The sequence below is a fragment of the Bacteroides sp. RTP31139st1_H2_RTP31139_211217 genome (assembly GCF_040227615.1).
GTDB classification, from domain to species: domain Bacteria; phylum Bacteroidota; class Bacteroidia; order Bacteroidales; family Bacteroidaceae; genus Bacteroides; species Bacteroides uniformis.
The window spans coordinates 1-17,867 of the sequence record NZ_JBCNZM010000095.1; the positions used below are offsets into that span (position 1 = coordinate 1).

23 protein-coding genes and 1 pseudogene are annotated in these 17,867 nt (G+C 48.2%); 5 read left to right on the top strand and 19 right to left on the bottom strand.

Features of this window, described 5'->3' with window-relative positions:
• Window positions 1-85: 85 nt before the first annotated feature.
• The 18 genes from ABUA47_RS15400 to ABUA47_RS15485 form a co-directional block, all read right to left on the bottom strand.
• Window positions 86-526, bottom strand: a complete 441-nt coding sequence (locus ABUA47_RS15400) for a hypothetical protein (RefSeq protein ID WP_008675551.1) — start codon at window positions 524-526, stop codon at window positions 86-88.
• Window positions 523-1,080: a phage virion morphogenesis protein gene (locus ABUA47_RS15405; protein WP_195341874.1), complete on the bottom strand. Its 558-nt coding sequence runs from the start codon at window positions 1,078-1,080 to the stop codon at window positions 523-525. The genes ABUA47_RS15400 and ABUA47_RS15405 overlap by 4 nt, the downstream gene beginning before the upstream one ends.
• The gene (locus ABUA47_RS15410; protein ID WP_008675547.1) at window positions 1,013-1,315 is read right to left on the bottom strand and encodes a hypothetical protein; all 303 of its coding nucleotides are present in this window, start codon (window positions 1,313-1,315) and stop codon (window positions 1,013-1,015) included. The genes ABUA47_RS15405 and ABUA47_RS15410 overlap by 68 nt, the downstream gene beginning before the upstream one ends.
• 3 nt (window positions 1,316-1,318) lie before the next feature.
• The gene (locus ABUA47_RS15415) at window positions 1,319-1,540 is read right to left on the bottom strand and encodes a hypothetical protein (RefSeq protein ID WP_032934375.1); all 222 of its coding nucleotides are present in this window, start codon (window positions 1,538-1,540) and stop codon (window positions 1,319-1,321) included.
• An 11-nt stretch (window positions 1,541-1,551) separates the two neighbouring features.
• Complete coding sequence (locus ABUA47_RS15420) at window positions 1,552-2,217, bottom strand: DUF3164 family protein (protein WP_008675544.1); 666 nt, start codon at window positions 2,215-2,217, stop codon at window positions 1,552-1,554.
• A 28-nt stretch (window positions 2,218-2,245) separates the two neighbouring features.
• On the bottom strand, window positions 2,246-2,437 hold the full coding sequence (locus tag ABUA47_RS15425; RefSeq protein ID WP_224202234.1) for a hypothetical protein: 192 nt from the start codon (window positions 2,435-2,437) through the stop codon (window positions 2,246-2,248).
• A gap of 5 nt (window positions 2,438-2,442) precedes the next feature.
• Complete coding sequence (locus ABUA47_RS15430; protein WP_349824445.1) at window positions 2,443-2,934, bottom strand: hypothetical protein; 492 nt, start codon at window positions 2,932-2,934, stop codon at window positions 2,443-2,445.
• 1 nt (window position 2,935) lies between these two features.
• On the bottom strand, window positions 2,936-3,169 hold the full coding sequence (locus ABUA47_RS15435) for a hypothetical protein (RefSeq protein ID WP_008778299.1): 234 nt from the start codon (window positions 3,167-3,169) through the stop codon (window positions 2,936-2,938).
• Window positions 3,170-3,177: 8 nt separating this feature from the next.
• Complete coding sequence (locus ABUA47_RS15440) at window positions 3,178-3,393, bottom strand: hypothetical protein (RefSeq protein ID WP_008675537.1); 216 nt, start codon at window positions 3,391-3,393, stop codon at window positions 3,178-3,180.
• Between the two features lie 19 nt (window positions 3,394-3,412).
• Entirely contained in the window at window positions 3,413-3,709 is a 297-nt protein-coding gene (locus tag ABUA47_RS15445) for a DUF4406 domain-containing protein (protein WP_032934364.1), read from the bottom strand.
• A gap of 1 nt (window position 3,710) precedes the next feature.
• Window positions 3,711-4,331: an AAA family ATPase gene (locus ABUA47_RS15450; RefSeq protein WP_349824446.1), complete on the bottom strand. Its 621-nt coding sequence runs from the start codon at window positions 4,329-4,331 to the stop codon at window positions 3,711-3,713.
• Entirely contained in the window at window positions 4,328-4,555 is a 228-nt protein-coding gene (locus tag ABUA47_RS15455) for a hypothetical protein (RefSeq protein ID WP_008778297.1), read from the bottom strand. Before ABUA47_RS15455 ends, ABUA47_RS15450 begins: the two co-directional genes overlap by 4 nt.
• Before the next feature lie 3 nt (window positions 4,556-4,558).
• A complete protein-coding gene (locus ABUA47_RS15460) occupies window positions 4,559-5,431 on the bottom strand; it encodes an AAA family ATPase (protein WP_008778296.1) in 873 nt (290 codons plus the stop codon).
• Window positions 5,432-5,469: 38 nt separating this feature from the next.
• On the bottom strand, window positions 5,470-7,482 hold the full coding sequence (locus ABUA47_RS15465) for a hypothetical protein (RefSeq protein ID WP_034530495.1): 2,013 nt from the start codon (window positions 7,480-7,482) through the stop codon (window positions 5,470-5,472).
• Window positions 7,483-7,494: 12 nt separating this feature from the next.
• A complete protein-coding gene (locus ABUA47_RS15470) occupies window positions 7,495-7,857 on the bottom strand; it encodes a hypothetical protein (protein ID WP_008675524.1) in 363 nt (120 codons plus the stop codon).
• A 62-nt stretch (window positions 7,858-7,919) separates the two neighbouring features.
• A complete protein-coding gene (locus tag ABUA47_RS15475) occupies window positions 7,920-8,297 on the bottom strand; it encodes a hypothetical protein (RefSeq protein WP_129943470.1) in 378 nt (125 codons plus the stop codon).
• A gap of 138 nt (window positions 8,298-8,435) precedes the next feature.
• Window positions 8,436-8,846 (bottom strand): hypothetical protein, encoded by a 411-nt coding sequence (locus tag ABUA47_RS15480; RefSeq protein ID WP_008675519.1) that lies wholly within the window; start codon window positions 8,844-8,846, stop codon window positions 8,436-8,438.
• 8 nt (window positions 8,847-8,854) lie between these two features.
• Entirely contained in the window at window positions 8,855-9,061 is a 207-nt protein-coding gene (locus tag ABUA47_RS15485) for a hypothetical protein (protein WP_008620891.1), read from the bottom strand.
• Window positions 9,062-9,205: 144 nt separating this feature from the next.
• On the opposite strand from ABUA47_RS15485, the gene ABUA47_RS15490 reads away from it, so the two are divergent.
• Window positions 9,206-9,601, top strand: coding sequence for a hypothetical protein (locus tag ABUA47_RS15490; RefSeq protein ID WP_008778294.1), 396 nt, complete (start codon window positions 9,206-9,208; stop codon window positions 9,599-9,601).
• Between the two features lie 466 nt (window positions 9,602-10,067).
• Here the strand turns inward: ABUA47_RS15490 and ABUA47_RS15495 are convergent, their stop codons facing one another.
• Window positions 10,068-10,298, bottom strand: coding sequence for a hypothetical protein (locus ABUA47_RS15495; protein ID WP_008778293.1), 231 nt, complete (start codon window positions 10,296-10,298; stop codon window positions 10,068-10,070).
• A 329-nt stretch (window positions 10,299-10,627) separates the two neighbouring features.
• Between ABUA47_RS15495 and ABUA47_RS15500 the strand changes: the two are divergent.
• From ABUA47_RS15500 to ABUA47_RS15515, 4 genes and pseudogenes are all read left to right on the top strand, one after another.
• Window positions 10,628-10,903 (top strand): annotated as a pseudogene (locus ABUA47_RS15500) (hypothetical protein); the annotation flags it as partial.
• A gap of 8 nt (window positions 10,904-10,911) precedes the next feature.
• Entirely contained in the window at window positions 10,912-12,279 is a 1,368-nt protein-coding gene (locus tag ABUA47_RS15505) for a DUF5458 family protein (protein WP_138298674.1), read from the top strand.
• Window positions 12,280-12,364: 85 nt separating this feature from the next.
• Entirely contained in the window at window positions 12,365-16,708 is a 4,344-nt protein-coding gene (locus tag ABUA47_RS15510) for a DUF6531 domain-containing protein (RefSeq protein ID WP_227201726.1), read from the top strand.
• The gene (locus tag ABUA47_RS15515) at window positions 16,699-17,556 is read left to right on the top strand and encodes a hypothetical protein (protein ID WP_138298675.1); all 858 of its coding nucleotides are present in this window, start codon (window positions 16,699-16,701) and stop codon (window positions 17,554-17,556) included. The genes ABUA47_RS15510 and ABUA47_RS15515 overlap by 10 nt, the downstream gene beginning before the upstream one ends.
• The last annotated feature ends 311 nt before the right edge of the window (window positions 17,557-17,867 follow it).

The window sequence follows — 17,867 nt, forward strand, 5'->3', positions numbered from 1 at the left end:
ACGGCGTTTCTGTGCCCCCTGTTGACATAGAAAGCCTCCGGCGGTAATTTGTCCGCCGGAGGCTTTACTGTCCGAACATGGCCGTTTATCGAAGCCGTTTGAAGGCCACGCACGAATACACCTCGATATTTTCCACGATCTCCTCGTGGTTGTGGTTCGTCTGGCTCTCCACAAGGTCAAATGCCATGAAAGTATCGCCATCCATGCACGAGAGCCGCTCATGTATCAGTTCCGGCAGGTCAAACACCTCCAACGCCTCTTCCTTGAACGGGCTGCCCTCGTTGGCCGCACCGGCCCAGTCCGTCACGATATGCAGTTTCACTTCCGGTTCGGCCCGATATTCCACCCCGTCCACAATCGCGTTCCAGCGTATCGGGCAGAACTCCACGAATACGGCAGGGCGTTCCCAATTCTCCTCCTGCTCGATAAACTCCACATTGTGGTTCCACAGGTCGATGTGTTTTATCAAGCCTCCGCCCACCTCCTTCAGCTCCTTGCAGAGCATATTATAAAGTTCCTTTCTCATTTCCGTCTTATATCAAATTCAACATTGAAATATTCCGTTATATTTTCCTCTATGATTTCACGGACAGCCTTCTCCACTTCGGGAGAAACCCCCAAGAAACGCCTTCGGGGAATCTTGATCATGCTGCCCTCCTTTTTCAACGCCATGAACTTCCAGAACTCCGCCTCGCCGGTCAGCTGCACGGTACGTTTGTCCTTGCGTTTCTCTCCATTCTTCCTGCGCCCGAAAGAACCGGTCGCCTCGTAGTATTTATGCCAAAAATAACGCTTCATCTTTTTTGTCACCCTTATCTCCCCGCCGTCATTGTGGATGGCCGCATACGGAAGGTCGGTGTAAAACGTGATGCTGTTCTCCGTGGTCCGGCTGGAAACGCTCCGCCTGAGCCGGCCGGTATCTATCAAAATAGAACCTCCGGGACGTGTCGGGCTTTTACGCCGCTGCCATGCCTCGGAGAAAAAAGCCTGACGCTCAAAATTACGGTCGAACTCATCTGTCATCTCCACCCGGATATCCTGCAGGATCCGGGCGATTATCTTCTGCACGTCCTTGTTCATAGTCATCGTCATTAAAGAGTAAAAGCTGGCGGGTCTCCTCGTCAGCTATCTTCTTGCTCGCATCCGCGCTCGCGTTGAGTATATTGTAGAATGTACGTTCGGTAACGGCATATACAGGATATACGTACCGCCGCCAGATCTCGCGGTTCGGTACACCGCGTTTGGCATATTGGTCGTATATCCTGTTTATCTCCTCCACACGTTTCTCATAACTTACTCCGCGTCGCTTTGCCATCGCTTACTCCTTCTTTGGATTATATGGTTGAATGTCCAGTTCCATCTTCGCGCTCACTATCACCCGGCCGCTGCCGCCACATTGGGGACAAGCCTCCTCGGTAATATTCACTTTCTTTTTTCTGAAAATCCGAGAAGGAAGTTCGGTCGTTCTCTGTACGACACCCGTGCCGCGACAAGCACGGCACAAGGCTACTTTGGGGCTCTTCTCTACATTCTGTATCATACTCTTCATTTTTAGGATTCTGTCATACCCAACGGGATGGGCTTCCACATCCCGTTATTGTCTCTTATCTCAGCTCTGATGAACTGCTTGCTCACCTCCGGCTGGTAACTCTCCTCGATGATGCGCACGCCTTCCATGAAACGCTCGTCACCGGTTTCCATCGCTACCTTGCGCAATTGAACGATGCGCGAGGCTTTCAACGTACCTTTGGCATCACGTGCCAACAGGCGGAGAACCATGCTCACCAGCGCCTTGGTCTTTTCGTCCTTGGCGAGGCTTTCGATATACTCCTTCACGATGGCAATTCCGTCCTCCACCGTATCGCGGTAACCGTCTGTCACATACACGCCCAACGTGATACGCTTGCTTCCCTCGCTGTTGGTGAATGTGTGACTGCGCTGATCGTCCTTTGCTTTCGTCTTGAACAGGTCGGACTTCATTTCAAGGATGGTCTTGAAATTCTCCATCACCGTCCGCTTGCTCTCCTTGATGCGCTCGCTGATACCCAGCAACACCGGAATAGAGCGTTCGATCTCCTCGTCCACCATCTGCTTATACATCTCGCGGTCGGCTCTCGCCTTCTCTTCCGCGACTTTCTTGGCTTTCGCCTGACGGAAGGCATCAAACTCCGCCTTCTCGGTTTCCGTCATTACGACGGTCTGGTTCTTCTCTTCCATAATTCAAATCGTTTTTGTTGTTAATCCATCAATTCTCATACTCCTCACCATAATCTGGCGTTTCCAACTCGCTTTCCAACAGGGCTTCCTCATATTTCTCATAAGACCACTCGTTCAGCCTGTTGAAAAACTCTTCCCGATCATCCCGGTCCATTTCCGGGAACACGTCAAGTATCTGGTTCTTGACATTCTCAAGCAGTTCATTAAATCTCTTATCCATATCCGTCAATTTTTAGGAGCTTTGGTGTTTATGAGCATATAGGTCACCGCCGCCGGTTGTTTTACTTCCTCTTTCTTTTTTTCCTTGAGCCCGCCCTTGCGCCGGATAGAGCGCAGCTTTACAGCCAGTTGTTCCAGTTCGTCCGAAGAGATTTGACTGAACGCCTTTCCCGCAATCCGGGGATTCCGGCAGAAGTCATTGACACGCACCCAGTCCGAAGTGTCGATTCCCATTTTTTGCATGAGTCTCAAACACACGCTGCGCCAATATTTAAGTTCCTCCTGCATCTTCTGACGACGCTCGTCCACACCGGCCAATTTCTCCAATCCCTCACAACAGGTCTTATATTCAAGCCTCGTCATTTCACGAAGACTGTCTGTCCGGTTCCATGTATACTGCAACACGATGGACTTCTTGAACTCTTCCCGGTCTCCGTTGAACGGCAGCTTGTTGAACAAAGCATAAAACCGGGCGAAATTGGTTACTTCCTGTGCCATATCATCCTTTCACTTTTTTCTCCACCGAAAGGATAGCCAGACTTATCATCATAAGTTTTACAGACTGACTGTCCTCCTCAAGCAAATCAATATCCGCAACCACAGGCTCACCGCTCATGGCGTTCCATACTTGCTCTACCTCTTCCGTCTTCTTTTGGTTCATCAAAAAGAGATACGCATCATACTCGGAACGATCAAACTCAAATACGACCTGAACTTTCTGTTTTTCTTCCATAGTTCCTATCATTTATTGTTTTCTTTCTTCGTTACTTCATATCCTTTTTCTTTAAGATACGTTGCCACATAATCATCATTGCCAAGGTCATTCAGCACATCAAAAAGATAACTTGACACATACCCTGCAACGGCATGTGCCGATGCATAATCAATTTTTTCAGAGATAAACTCCACCTTCTTGGTTCTACCCAATCCTCGAAATGCTTTTTCAATGTCATTCATAATTCTATATTTTAAACTGTTATTCAAACAATACTTTAATGCCGCATGAACTCGCCACGTCAAGTTCCAGCTTCGCGCCTTTACTCAGTTCCCAGTCCTTCAGCATATAGATATACTCACAATCCAGAAGCAGGGCGATATCCGCCCGCATGTGCTCTCTCCAATGGGCCTCATCCGGTAGCCCGTTCTTAAAAGGATTGACCGGGGAAAAGCCCATATTTCTCAAATTCTGTTCCGCATTGGCAAACGCACCCTTGCGCTCGTCAATGTTATAGTGGGCTATTGCCCCGCTGATGTAAACCTTGTCTTTTTCCATATCACAAATTATTACTCGTTTGAATGATTCCTTCTTCCCACACCACATAATAGCTGCCGGCCTCACCGATGGCACGGCCTTGACAATATGCCTTATAACCGACCACCCGGATCTTCATGTCGCAGATATAACGCAAACGGATCGCACCGCCTCCCATCGGCTGGCTCTTCTTTTCCTGGCTGATCCAGATGAAGCACTTTTTCGGGAAACGCTTCATCAAGGCTACCGCATCCGGATACTCCCATTCCGACACCTGATACGAATCCACGATGATAAACTTCGGGGACTTCGGCCTCTTCAATCGGTCTATCAGTTCCTCATAGGTCTCGTCCACAACCACACGGAACTTGCCTTGCACCTCGTTCATCTTCAAATATTCCACACGGCGTTGGAATGTCTGGTTCACGCCCTCTTCATAACTCAAGTACAACACAAGGCCGTATTTGCACAGTTCCTTGCCAAGCTGCATCACAAAGCTGCTCTTTCCGCTGGCACTGGCACCGCTGATGAACCAGGAGGCATTCTCCGCAGGGAACCCGAAAGGCTTGTTCCATTTCTCACCCCACGGCAACGTCACCCATTTCTTGGCGGCTATGTCTTTCGGACTATATGCTCGTTTCATGGCTCTTTTTCTATTGATTCAATCCTATATTTCAGAAACCCTTTGATGATATGCGGAGGATGGTGTATCGGGCAGAATTGCCCTACGTGAAGCCCCCAATACGGGACATAAGCATCTTTCCATATTTCATTTTGAAATGGTCCGGCTTCCTCCACAAGACCACCTTCATTTACTTTGAGCCATAACAGGTCTTGGCCTTTGTCCTCTAAAACTATCTTAACCATTTCCTATGCCATTTTAAGTTTCTCTATCTCGGTATATACTCGCCTCAGACCTCCACGTGTCTTGCGTACAATCTGCGCTATATCCGCACCTGCCGGGGCATTTACTTTAGCCACCGTCCGAGCTTGGGCATTCAAAAACGCCTCACGCTCCTTGCCGTCATCAGGTGTCACCTTGCTGTAACGGTCTCCATAACGGCTCAACATCTCGGTATAGCCCACTTTCTTACATTCTATCGAACGGTTGATCTTTTCTTTCAAACCATCCGCACCCATCATATACCAGGCACAACTGCGTTCGGTGGCATTCCACAAAGCCTTCAGCTCAAGGAACGCCTCATACTGCAAATCCCCGGCCTCGTCCAAAATAATAAGCGGATTCTCAATGGAACGGAGGTAATAAGTCAAATCCTCGTATACATCGCTATATTTACCTTTGGCATCCACTCCGAACTCCGCAGCTATCTTACGCACCAGCTTCAGCTTGGTCTTCACCTGCGAGCAGTCGATATACACGGCATTCTTGTGGTTCTGCACATAATACCTTGCGGTAAAAGTCTTTCCGATGTTTGGAATGTCGCATAGGATAGCCGACAGGCTCGACTGCTGGGAGAACTCCAGCTGGGCGGTTATATACTCGAACGTGGCGGTCTTGGCAACCTTCCACTCCATATCGGCACGGAGGCCCACACCCAAACGACGGGCTATACTTATCCAGTTGGCATCACTAAGGGCTTTATCCGTCTGTCCGTTCTTAATGGCACTGTACACCGATGTGCTGATGCCAAGGGAGGCGGCATGTTTTGCGTCACTCGGATAGTTCGCACGGTTGGCAGCTATCGCTCCCAAAATCTTCTGTTTTTGCGCTTCTGTAATCATAATTCAAACGCTGTTATAATGTTATTCTAATCGTATTCTTACATATCTCCAATAGCCATTGCCGCCATATTGGTCGGCTGCCATTCGTAAGCTTCATCGGGTTCTTCAGGAACAGGTGCCGTAGGTAATACAAGGCTTTCCGTTTCCTCATCTTCTTCCTCACGTTGGACCGGTGCCACACCTACCTGACCGATAGCGTTATCACGTACCCATTTGTCAAAGTGACTCATTATCTTTGCCTGTTCCGTATAAGCTGCCTTATCTTCTTCGGTCTGTTCCGCCATTACACGGCTATAAGTCACAACCGGGCGCACCTTGTCGATATAGCGGTCATTCTGATACAGGAACACATCGGTCGGTTTGCCTTCCTCATCCGGCAAATAGAAAGCCGTCACCTTGCGGTTATTAGGCTCCAACTTCTCAAGAACCTCCGGACCACTCAGCCACCAGTCAGCGTACGCCACACGTACCGTACTGTTCCGTCTTACGCTTGTTTCCACCCTCTCGCCGATATAACGGCTCAGGGTCAGTTTGTCAAGCGGGCGCAGAGTCGGGTTGATCCTCGCCACAAGCACATCCCAGCGGGTCATACCCGGATATTTCTTCTGGTTGGGGTGCAGCGTGTTGTTCCACTCCGCACAGTCCCGGCGGTCATCGGCCACAAGTTCCTCAAACGTATAATATTTCCGATCCTCGTAAGTATGGTTCCCACTGTCGCTGATTTTCTTCTGATCCACACGCCGTGCCCCTTTACCGTACCAACGACCCACCCCTTCATGGTTCTTATGGGCGATAGTTGTCTTGAATGCGCCGTTCAACGGTTCGGCATATTTGTCCTGAGAGTTCAACGGTGCACAAAAGCGCACAAACTTGAACACCTCACCGGCTTTCAGGAAGCCCTCCTTGTACTTGCTCATCAAATGCTGCTCCACCTCGATACCGGCAGGCATCCCCCACCCGTTACGCTCAATCAGGCGGAACATATCCCGGAAACAGGCAACCACAAGGGCTTCGTCTTTATCACGGCCGTAAGCAAGCCCCACACGGCACTGGCTCACCATATCGTAGGCATAATAAGCATGTACGTATTCACCACCCTTCATGCGACGCGGAAGATCCACGTCATCCATCGTAATCTGGGACAAGGAGAACTCTCCACTGTGGCGGTGCATGTGTGGCATTTGCTCGTGGTAGAATTCCGACCACCCACGACGCTTTTTCTCTATGAGTACCTGGTTGGCCGGCTTGTTCAAGATGTTGCGAATGGTACTTTCGCTCAGTTCTTTCGGATCACCGTTCTTATCCGTAAAATCGTTATGGTTGAATATTTCCCCGGTTTCCAAATCCCATACCTCCAACTCACCACACACAAAGGAGATATACATCTCGTGTACGTCACTGCCATAAGGCTGGTTCGGCAGCACCGTGATGCTCAGCACGAGACGCTCGGTCTTGTAATCCACTTTCCTCGCGCACTGGTTACCGAACTTTCCACTGATAAGGCACTCATAACCGTACTGCTTGTACTCGTTCACCTTCTTTCGGAAACGCAAGGTACTCGCCGGCAGATCATGCCCGAACTCTTCGCGCAGCGTCTCAATGGTAGTAGCCATCATGCTCCAATCATACTTCTCTCCCATTAACTTTCGATAATCACGACTACGATTGTACAACTTGATACAAGTATTCAGTACTGAAGCATTTATCGCATACTTTCTGGCAAGCTCGTCAGAAGCCTTATCGCTGGACTGCCGGGCAGCCCAATCCATAAAGAAAGCGACGGCAGCCTGATCAAGCTCGTAATTCGATATTATCCAACCACGCAAAAGCACGGCATTGCCACCAGGATATTTCTCCTCGACTTTTTCTTTGTAAGAGGTAGGCAGACTATCAATAACAATCAAAGCTCCATTTCCTTTCGCTCCACCACCACGACGTGCTACCTTTATCCGGCCACTGGATGCCATATACTTGTAATTCGGAACAGTCATTATTCCGCCATCAACAAGTTCACGAAACGATATGCAAAGTTTGTTATCGAAAAATTCCATACTCACACCTCCTTATTTCAATGCGGCCGCAAAATTTTGGATGCTGTCTATATTGGAAAATGTCACATTATCATAATGTCTCACCTCTTCCCCTTTATAAGTCACCACACCCGTGCTGTCGTTTTTACTGATCTCTAACAATGCGCCGTTCGGAAAATATTGGCGTATCACGTTATCATGGTCGTGTAGTGTCTCCATAACCGGAGCCACCGCCATTACAATACCACCACGCTCACGGGCGGCCTTCTGGATCCTACGGATGGTATCCGTATCCTGTTCAAAACGCAGGGCTTTCCAAACCGTCACGCTGCTTACGTTGAAAGCCTTGGCCAAAAACTGGCGATCCTCACTTGTTACATGAATATACTTCTTCATATCTCACTTGATTTTAATATCCTAATTCGTTATATTTGTTGCGTTTAAAAAAAATAACCGACTTATGCCTCAAAATCCGACATCACTGCCTTTCTTGGTATCTTACGCTGATACTCTCTCATCAGCGAAGAGCAGACCTCTAATCCAAACAGCCCTGACAGCGATTGCATCTCTTCAAGAAATTGACTGCGTGTGTATCGACAACATAACGCTACCTGACGATATTGCAGAAGCCGGCGCTCGACTTGGAGCATACACGACAGCTGATCTTGTCTGGTTCCACTTCTCAAAGCATTCACTAATGACGCAAAAGGTGTTCGAGAAAGCCGTTCGCGGACTCTTTGCTCATAGTCAGTTGGGAAGCCCGGTATGGGTGTTTCTTCTGCCGGAGAAATACCGACATCTTTACCCTTCTCCGTGGAATTGATTGTTCTTTTCATAAGTCACTCATTTTAGTGTCTATATCTGAGGGAGTCCAGGGAATCGAACCCTGGCGCAAGAACCATACACTCCCGTGTGTCTTTCCACACCGCCACCCGTCTCTTGACGCCTTCCGGGTTGTCACGCTCGGTTTTCCGTTATCCTTCAACACTTTCACCTTTCTCTATAACTTCAAGAAGCATTATAAACTTCTCACGTACAGACTGCTTCATCTCCAGTTCTAATGTATGCGCCAGATTTGAAGCTGCACTGGTACTGTTCCTGCGAATGCTTCCGGAAAGAAGACTGTCAGTCAAACTGCTTATCTTGTTTTCTATAAACAACTTTGCTTCCTCATGACTGCCAACGGATAAAACCGTTTTCAAAGCGCGGTAACAAGCAAGCTCTCGTTGTGTTTTGTACATCTCTTCAGCATACCAGCAAAAGAAGTGTTCATAGTCCTCGTTCATCTCTTTGGTGTACTTGTCAGCTTGTTGTACCAAAGCGTCTATATGGTTCTTCACAAAACTGAATACAAAATCCCAGCAATCCATTTTCTTATTTTCCATAATCTCACTTATTTAAATTCGTTTATAATCGGTTTCAAACTCACGCCGTAGCAGCTCATCAAGCGCCGAATAAGATTCTTTACATAAAAATCAGGTGCGGAAAACACAATCCCGGTCTCTTCAGTGTATCTGAAACTGATACCGTCCATCATCAACACGTAAGCTACTTTGTGCTTCACGCTTTGTGTCTGCCATTCTTTGATTTCTTCGTTCATTTTCTTTAAGTGCTAAAATTCGTTATTCTCGACCCTTTTCTGTATCTTTGGCCGCTCGTTAATTTCTTAACTCGATGCAAATATAGTATGAGATTTTCATACTACAAAATATTTAAGCGTAATTTTTCATACCAAACTCATTTTATGGAGGAAAATATCAGATTCATTCAAATACTTGACGAATTAAAAGCTCAAGGGCAAATAACCGATTATGTACAAGCAGCAAGCATACTTGGCACAAATAAAGCTGGCATAAGCGACATAAAAAGTGGTCGGAAGAAATTATCAATAGAGCTACTCAGAAGTCTGAAATATTCATACCCTAATATTTCGATTGATTGGATCATCATGGGAACAGGGGATGCTTTCATAACAATGAAAGAGAAGCAGGAAACCACAGATGCACACTTATTCGTACAAACCATAACCCAACAAGCGGAAGAAATCGGCCGTCTCAAAGAACAAATTCGCCAAATGAATCTTGAAAAAGGGAAACCTGCATCGGATGCGTACACTTCTGGAGATGCAAATGTAGGGTAGAGCGCACTTTTACCATCCGGAGAACATGAAACGTTACCCTGAGGATACCCCCGATTATACCTTCAGACTCCCCTCTCTCGGTATTCCCCCTCCATCCACCCCATATAATCGCCTGAAAAGGACTGATAATCCGTTATATAATAATGTATGCTTTTTATAGGTGGTGGTTTTTAGGGTGGGTGTATCAAGGCATATTTTACACCTATCATTCAAAAAACCATATTTTACCATACTTCCAACTACCCCCTCTCAAAACCATGTTTACTAACCCCAGTTCTTATAAAAACTAACCCCACTTTCTAACCCCAGTACTATCCCCACCTCCAAAATTGCCACTCCAAGTGTCACACCAAATGTAGAAATCGCCATCTGAGAGCACAAAAAAAGGAGACCATAAGTCTCCCCCACAAGAATAACTGCTGAATGGTGATTTTCTTTCGTTCTAATGCCATTCTAATCTATTCACCTACTCTCCCCTCCTACTCCCTGAAATAAGCGTAGATTGCTTGATTATAGCCCTTTTAGTGCATACTGTACCATTACCGGACAGACCGGCATGTAACAAATAATTCTTGGTCGCACCCACCTGTTCCGCCGTCAAAACCGTATAAACAGCCGAAATACTACTAAAATACCAATCTCTTCGCTTTGTTCCGTCTATTCCGTGCGTCAAATGCACATGTACAACCTTTGCCATATCACTATATTTTATAGTACAAATATACTAAATAATTATTATATGGAATATTTTAGAAACATATAATCCAAAACAAGGCATAAAAAAAGCGGCCACAACCGCTATCTTCCTCTCCTGCTTACACACCATGTAAACTTCATGTAAGCCCATTTAAAGCAATCGCCAAACCGATGCAACCAAAACAGCCCTCCACGTAAACAGAAATTAAACCTGCGTAAACGTTTCGTTTTGCGGAAGTTCCTTCTATCCTTCCCCGTAACCTATTGTATTATAAAGCGATGTGTTGTTTTATTCAATATATCGTTTTATACGCTTCGTTCTGTGCCCCGTACACCGATGCGGAAGGTGCTCCCGTGGAGGAAAACTTCCGTTTTCACAATGTGGGGGACTTTTCTGTCAAGAAAATGACGGAGCAAAGTCATTTCCTGTCAGGACTGAATACGGAAAAGCAGTTCGCCGACAGGATGGAGAAGTCGTTGCGCTCCAACAAGGTGCTGCAACGGGTATTGGAGAATCCGGCGACACGCGAGGCATTCGTCAATTCGCTTTCTGCCATGCTGGACGATTTAAAGAAAAATGAGAAGTCTAACCCTGCAAATGAATGACAACAGCTATGAGTGAACAGAACACACACAGGGAGGCAGCCGTACAACAACAGCAGGCTGCGGCACAGTCCAGAAACCTGAACGCGGAGCTACAGGTCCTGGCTAAGTTTGGTGGTTTCAATGTCCTGGAGTCCTCTGTGGACGGCATACAGAACCTGAACCCGGAGCGCAAGGCGCGCCGTAACATTTTCCTTACAGACCCCGAACGGGCATCTGAACGCAAAGAACTGGAGAAACGGCTCGAAATGTGGGTGGACATGCTGCAAGGCAACAAGTCCATCAGCGAAATGATCGAACTGTGTCAGAAGAAATCGGCGGCCGTCTCCGACCTGCTTTCCCAGAACCAGCTGAAAGCGGTGGAAGAGGTGAAACAATTGGAGAAGTCATACCGTACGGTCATGCTTTTCTACAAGAATACGGATTCCGACAAGATTAAGAACATTTCCATTGTCAATGCTTCCATGGAGCAGCTCACCGACCTGGACAACTCTTTCTTCATCGACGCCATTGCGGACGAGCTGCGTGCCAACTACGACCGTCTGGACCTGCGTACCAACTATTCCTTGCTGGTCATCCCCGGCTACCTGGGTTCCAACAAGGTGATTGAGAAATGGGCGAAGATAGCGCATGACAACAAGGTGATGATTTATACCGACTTCGCCGACCTTGAAAAGCCGGACGATGTCATCGAAATGTTCTTCGACTCCAACCTGTCGGGAGGCGATGTGTACAAGTCCAACGTATGTATGGCCTGCAACTACCTGGTCGGACGTGGACGTTATGCCGAACTGGGCGAGACGGAGGACTTGCTGATTCCGCCTTCCGCGGCACTGGCGGGCAGCGTGTACAAGACGGTGATGGCACAGGTCACCGCCGGCAAGAAATACGGTTCCATGAGCGAGGTGGACGGAGTGGCTTTCAACCTGAAGAAGAGCGAGATCTCCGAACTGGAGAAGATTGGCCTGATTCCCATGGTGAAGGAATACGGCAAGGTGATGGCGTTCTCCGCCAAGACGTTATTCAACGGCGACAACCTGGGCTTGCAGACCTATTCGGTGGTACGTGTGTTCGACTGGGTGACCAAGGTATTGATGGACTTCCTCAACCGGCGCGCCTTCGAGAACTGGAACAGCAAGGCGGAGAGGGATTTGCGCGGACAAATCAGCAAGTTCCTGGACAGCATCCAGGGTCCCGGACGCCTGATTGAAAAATTCAAGATCCTCCGCTTCGAGCGTGACCCGAAGCAGAAAGACCGCATTTTCCTCGACATTCACCTGACTCCTTACTTCCCGGCAAAGAGTTTTGTCATCAAGCTGGAAGGTACCAAGGGGGATGACGAGAATGACTGGAACAGCGATTATGCACAGGATGCATAAGCAATCCCTTTTCTGAGACAGCCGGAGGACTCCGGTTAACCCCTCCGGCTGTTTCCTTTCTTTACTCTTCTAAACCGTTCTCACTATGTCAGATGTGTTGAAAAATATAGCTGATGCCGTTGACAACAACAGCACCAGACGGGGATTCTCCGACCTTTTCGCCGACTCAAAGGCTGCCCTGGACAAGCTCCAGGCAGGACTGGGCGGACTGCTCCCATCCATGCCGGGCATGCCCGTAGCCAAGTTCGGCGACCTTGCCATAGGGATAGATATGCACCCTACGGTCACACCGCCGTCACCCGTCATGCCCGTGCCGCATGTGGGGAAAGTATATGACCTCATGGCGGACATCATGGCAGGCATTGCCGCCGCCATGCCGCCCGTTACCGAAGGGGTGGCGGGAGTGGCGTGCAACATTCTCAAGGGGATGGCACCTACGGTGAAGGTGCATAACCAGTGGATTGCGCAGGCGGGCATAGGCATCGTGCACCTGCCTGCATTCGTCCTGCACCCGGCACCGCTGGTCAGCGGCATGTCCGAGTCGGAGATGTGGATGGGCAGCGCGACCGTGCTGGCGGACGGTGCCCCCTGCTCCACGCTGACACATCCGGCGCTCTCCTGCAACCTGGTCGGCATCCCGACCATTCCCCGCAAGGGGAAGCCCAAGAAGGTGAGCAAGGCGTTACTGGCACCCACTTCCATGCTCTCCACCATCACCTCCGTAGGCAAGCCGGTGCTCGTGGGCGGGCCGCCCACCATCGACATGTTCGCGCTGGCAATGAAGTTCGGGCTCAAGGGGCTGGGAAAAATGTGGAAGAAACTGGGCGACAAGTTCCAGGACCTGATTGACAGACTGAGAAAGAAAGGAAAGAACCGGCTGGCGGACATTCTCCAGCCCATCAAATGCAAGACATTCGGCGAGCCGGTCGATGCGGCAACAGGCAGGGTGTACCACACCAACGTGGATTTCGAGCTGCCCGGCCCCATCCCCATCGTTTGGGAACGCACCTATTACAGCGACGCTGCCGTGGACGGCCCGTTGGGCTACAACTGGCACCACAGTTACAACCTGGGCATCCGGCGGCTGGAAGAAGGGGCTTTCCTCTTCCGCCATGCCGACGGACGGGAGTCCTTCCTGCCCGTGCTGGAACCGGGAGACTCCTATTTTGACCGCAAGGAACAATTGCACTGGATGCTTGACGGGCAGGGTTATCTGCTGACCGACATCCGGGGACGGCAATACCGGTTCGACGGACCGGAGAACCGCTTCGGCTACCGTATGGTGTCGGACATATCCACCAAAGACGGGTTCCGCATCCGTTTCGAATACGCTTCGGCTGGAAAACTGGCGGGAATCGTATCTTCTCGGGGGGAACGCTTGAAGGTGGAAACCGACGAATTGGGACGGGTATGCTGTGTGTCCATGAGACAGGACGGTGAGGAGACCAGGCTTGTCCGCTATCGTTATGACGACCGGGGCGACATGGTGGAGACCACCGACGCGCTGGATGTCAGCAAGCATTTTGTCTATACCGACGGGCATCTGCTGGTACAGCTGACCAATCAGGGAGGCATGGCCTTCCATTGGGAATACGAAGGCAAAGGTGAGAACGCCCGTTGTGTGCATACATGGGGGGACGGCGGCGTCATGGAGTACTTCATCCGTTACGGCAAAGGCTGCACCCATATCCGTAACGGGGAAGGTGCCGAAACCGAATACCATTACGGGGAGGACAAGCTCATCTACAAGATAGTGGATGCCAATGGGGGAATCACGCGCCAGCAGTACAACGGATATCAGGAACTGGAGGTCACGGTCAACCCCGAAGGTTATACCCGCAAGACTTCCTACAACGAGTCCGGCCAACCTGTCCGGATAACGGACGAGAACGGTGAGGATACGTTCCTGAGCTACGATGGAAACCGTAACCTGGTCCTGCTCTGCACGCCGGGAGGGAAACAGCTCTCCTGGGATTACGACGGGATGGACCGTGTCGTCAGCCGCACCACGCTCAGCGGGGAGACTGTGAAATACACTTACGAGGGAGGCGTATTGCATACCATTACCGACGGACAGGGACGCGTCTATACCCTCACCTTCAACGACCGCTACGACCTCGAACTGCTGCGGTTCCCCAACGGCCTGTTCCGCAGGTGGGAATACGACGGCAAGGGCAGGCTCGTACTGGCGGTGGATGTCAAAGGCAATGCCACCCGATATGCCTATGACCGGGCGGACAACCTGATACGGCTGGAGGAACCGGACGGCAACGTGCACCGGTTCGAGTACGACGCCATGGGGAACATGGTACATGCTGCGGACAACATCCGCGAGGTGAAGTTCACCTATGGGGCATTGGGGGTATTGAAAAGCCGTGAGCAGGAGCGCCACCGGATTACATTCGGCTACAACAGCGAGTTGCAGCTCCGGCGCATCGGCAACGAGGCGGGCGACAACTATTTCTTCGAGCTGGACGGGCTGGGACAAGTCGTTACGGAAATCGGTTTCGACGGGCTGCGACGCAAGTATGAGCGCGACGGTGCCGGACGTGTCACACGGGTAAACCGTCCCGGGGATAAATGGACGGAATACCTGTATGACGGGCTGGACAACATCCTGAAGGAAGAACAATACGACGGTGAGGTATCCCTCTACACGTATGACAAGGACGGTATGCTTGTCAAGGCGGAAAACAGCGAGAACCTGCTGGAGTTTACCCGTGACAGGAAGACGGGGCAGATTATTGAGGAGAAACAGGGAGAATATACCGTCAACCGCACGTACGACAGCGAGGGTAACTGTACCCGCATCACCAGCAGCCTGGGAGCGGACATCCGTCATACGTACGACCGGGAAGGCAACTTGCAAACCATGCAGGCGGGCGAGAGCTGGCAGGCGTCATGGGTACGTGACAATACCGGGCTGGAGGTGCAGCGCACCTTTTCCGGCGGGGTGACTGTCAGGACGGAACGCGACTGCTTCGGCAGGGAGATACGCAAGTCGGTGTGGTCGGGCGGCATGGAGCGAGGTGCCTACCGCTACCAATGGGGCATCGCCAACCGCCTGCTCTCCAAGGAGAACGAGCTGACAGGTACTGTCACACGCTACGACTACGACCGTTTCGACTTCCTTATCCGGCAGGAGACTATGCAAGGTTCGGAAACGGATGTGATTTACCGTGTGCCGGACTTCGTGGGTAACCTCTTTGAGACACCGGACAAGAAAGACCGCAAATACGGTGCCGGGGGAAAACTATTGGAAGACCCGGATTGTTTCTATCATTACGATGACGAGGGGAACCTCATTTTCCGTGAGTTCAAGCAGTTGCAGGAAACGGGCGTAAGGTTCGACCGCAAGCGAATGGAGAAGGAACGGGGCATCCGTTGCCTGGCAACGGGGACGGGATGGCTGTACGAGTGGAGTTCCAACGGGATGTTGAAGAAAGTTATACGTCCGGACGGAAGACCGGTGGAATTCCGGTACGATGCGTTGGGACGACGCACGGCAAAGCAATACTTCGGAAAGGTTACACGCTGGGTATGGGACGGGAATGTGCCTATACATGAGTGGAGCTACAAAGTCACCGATATGCAATCGAATAAAGAGGAAAGCGCTTCACGCAAAGAACCGACAGAGGATATTACCACCTGGGTGTTTGAGGCAGGCACGTTTGTACCTACAGCGAAGATACAGGATAGTAAACAATACTCCATTGTGTCCGATTATATAGGTACACCCATTCAGATGTACGATGAATTGGGAAATAAAATTTGGGATTGTACGTTGGATGTTTATGGAAAAGCAACTACCTTCGAAGGAGGCTCTTTGAACGAATGTCCGTTCCGCTGGGCTGGTCAATATCTTGATCATGAGACAAACCTTTGCTATAACCGATTTCGCTATTACTCATCTGAAACAGGTAGTTACTTATCGCAAGATTCAATAAGGTTATCGGGAAATAACCCAACATTTTATGGGTATGTCAAGGATGTAAATTCGTGGATCGATATTTGGGGATTAAGTCCTCTGCTTGCTGATGCTCCAACCTATGCAGGAGTTTACCATATTGTAGGTACTAATGGAGAAAAATATGTTGGTTCATCTGTAAATATCGCAGAACGCTTAACAACTGAACATAAAAAAGCCGCTCAAATTATTAATTCTGGCAACTATACAATTACCTATTATCAGGTAGATTTAGGTACTGCTAGCAAACAAAAAGAAATAAATCACATATTACGAGCGCACGAGCAACAAATATTTGTGTCTGCGGGTTATACCCCTTTGAAAAATGGAGTACTTAATTCAAATAATCCTGCGGCTGCACATAAATTAAGTGGGTATCTAAGCGAAGCCAGAAAGCACGGTGCTGGTTTTATAGGAAACCCTAAGTCTAAAACAGAAATAAAAATAAAAGGATGTCATTAGATAAAAGAGTAGACGATTTTTTAATAGGAGAATTATATAAAAATGAAGATGTGTTTATAATTACTCCTAATCACGATTATTACAAATCGTTATTTCAAAAGAAACAAAATAAAGGGTTGATACAGAATTGGAATAGCACTGGTCTTATTCATAAAGAAATAAAAGCATTGCGAGTGGATGACTATATGAAGTTAGAAAAAAGACTTCCACTTGGTATTTATGATTTTCCTAATCTTGAATACTTAGAAATTCCTTCGCATATGGTAAAACAAATAGAATGGAAAAATTTTAAATCCTTAAAAGTGTTAATTTCTATTGGAGCAAATCTAATATTTAAAGAAGAGGATAAATTGCTAAATCTTATGCACATATATCTCAATTCTGGGACACTTAGATTTTTGCAGAAAAACCTACCTTCTCTCAAAAGTGTTGGTTGCAAATACACAAATACTGTGATGACAGAATTGTATAAATACAAAGTAATGGATAATGTAATGTATAGCAATGCAAACGAAAATATTTTTGAGAAACTATCTCAACTAGAAATGCTTAGGAAGTTGGATATTGTTAGAGGTAAAATAGATTCTATTGCAGGAATAGCCACAATTAAAGGTTTAGAATCATTACAATTGGCTTTACTCCCTAATCTGTATCAGTTAGAAGAACTTATAGAAATCCCTACACTTGAAAAACTATTTATTAATACTTGTAAAAATATAGCAAGTTGGGAATTCTTATTAGAATTAAAATCCTTAAAACAATTGGTACTATTTGCAAATGGCAACAACAACCCCAATAAAGAAATCACCGAAGCATTGAGGAAAAAAGGAATTACAGGTATTTATTAATACCCCGTTGAGAGTGTGTCAAAAGTAAAATAACCCGTCCCAACAAATTTATAATCAGTCGATTATAAGTATTAGGATTTGTAATCCTTAAACTTTTCTCTGAAAGTGTATGGAGATAAGCAAAGATGCTAATCTTTATAAATCTAGATTGTTTGTTGAATTAGTAAAAGAACTAAAATAGAAAAAGGTATTAATCAAGCTGCCCAAAGACTCTTATCTAAAACATTGCATAATGCACATAACAGGATATGAGTTTTTGGACAGCTTACTATATCTATAAAAATAATACCAAGACTATAAAAACATTATCC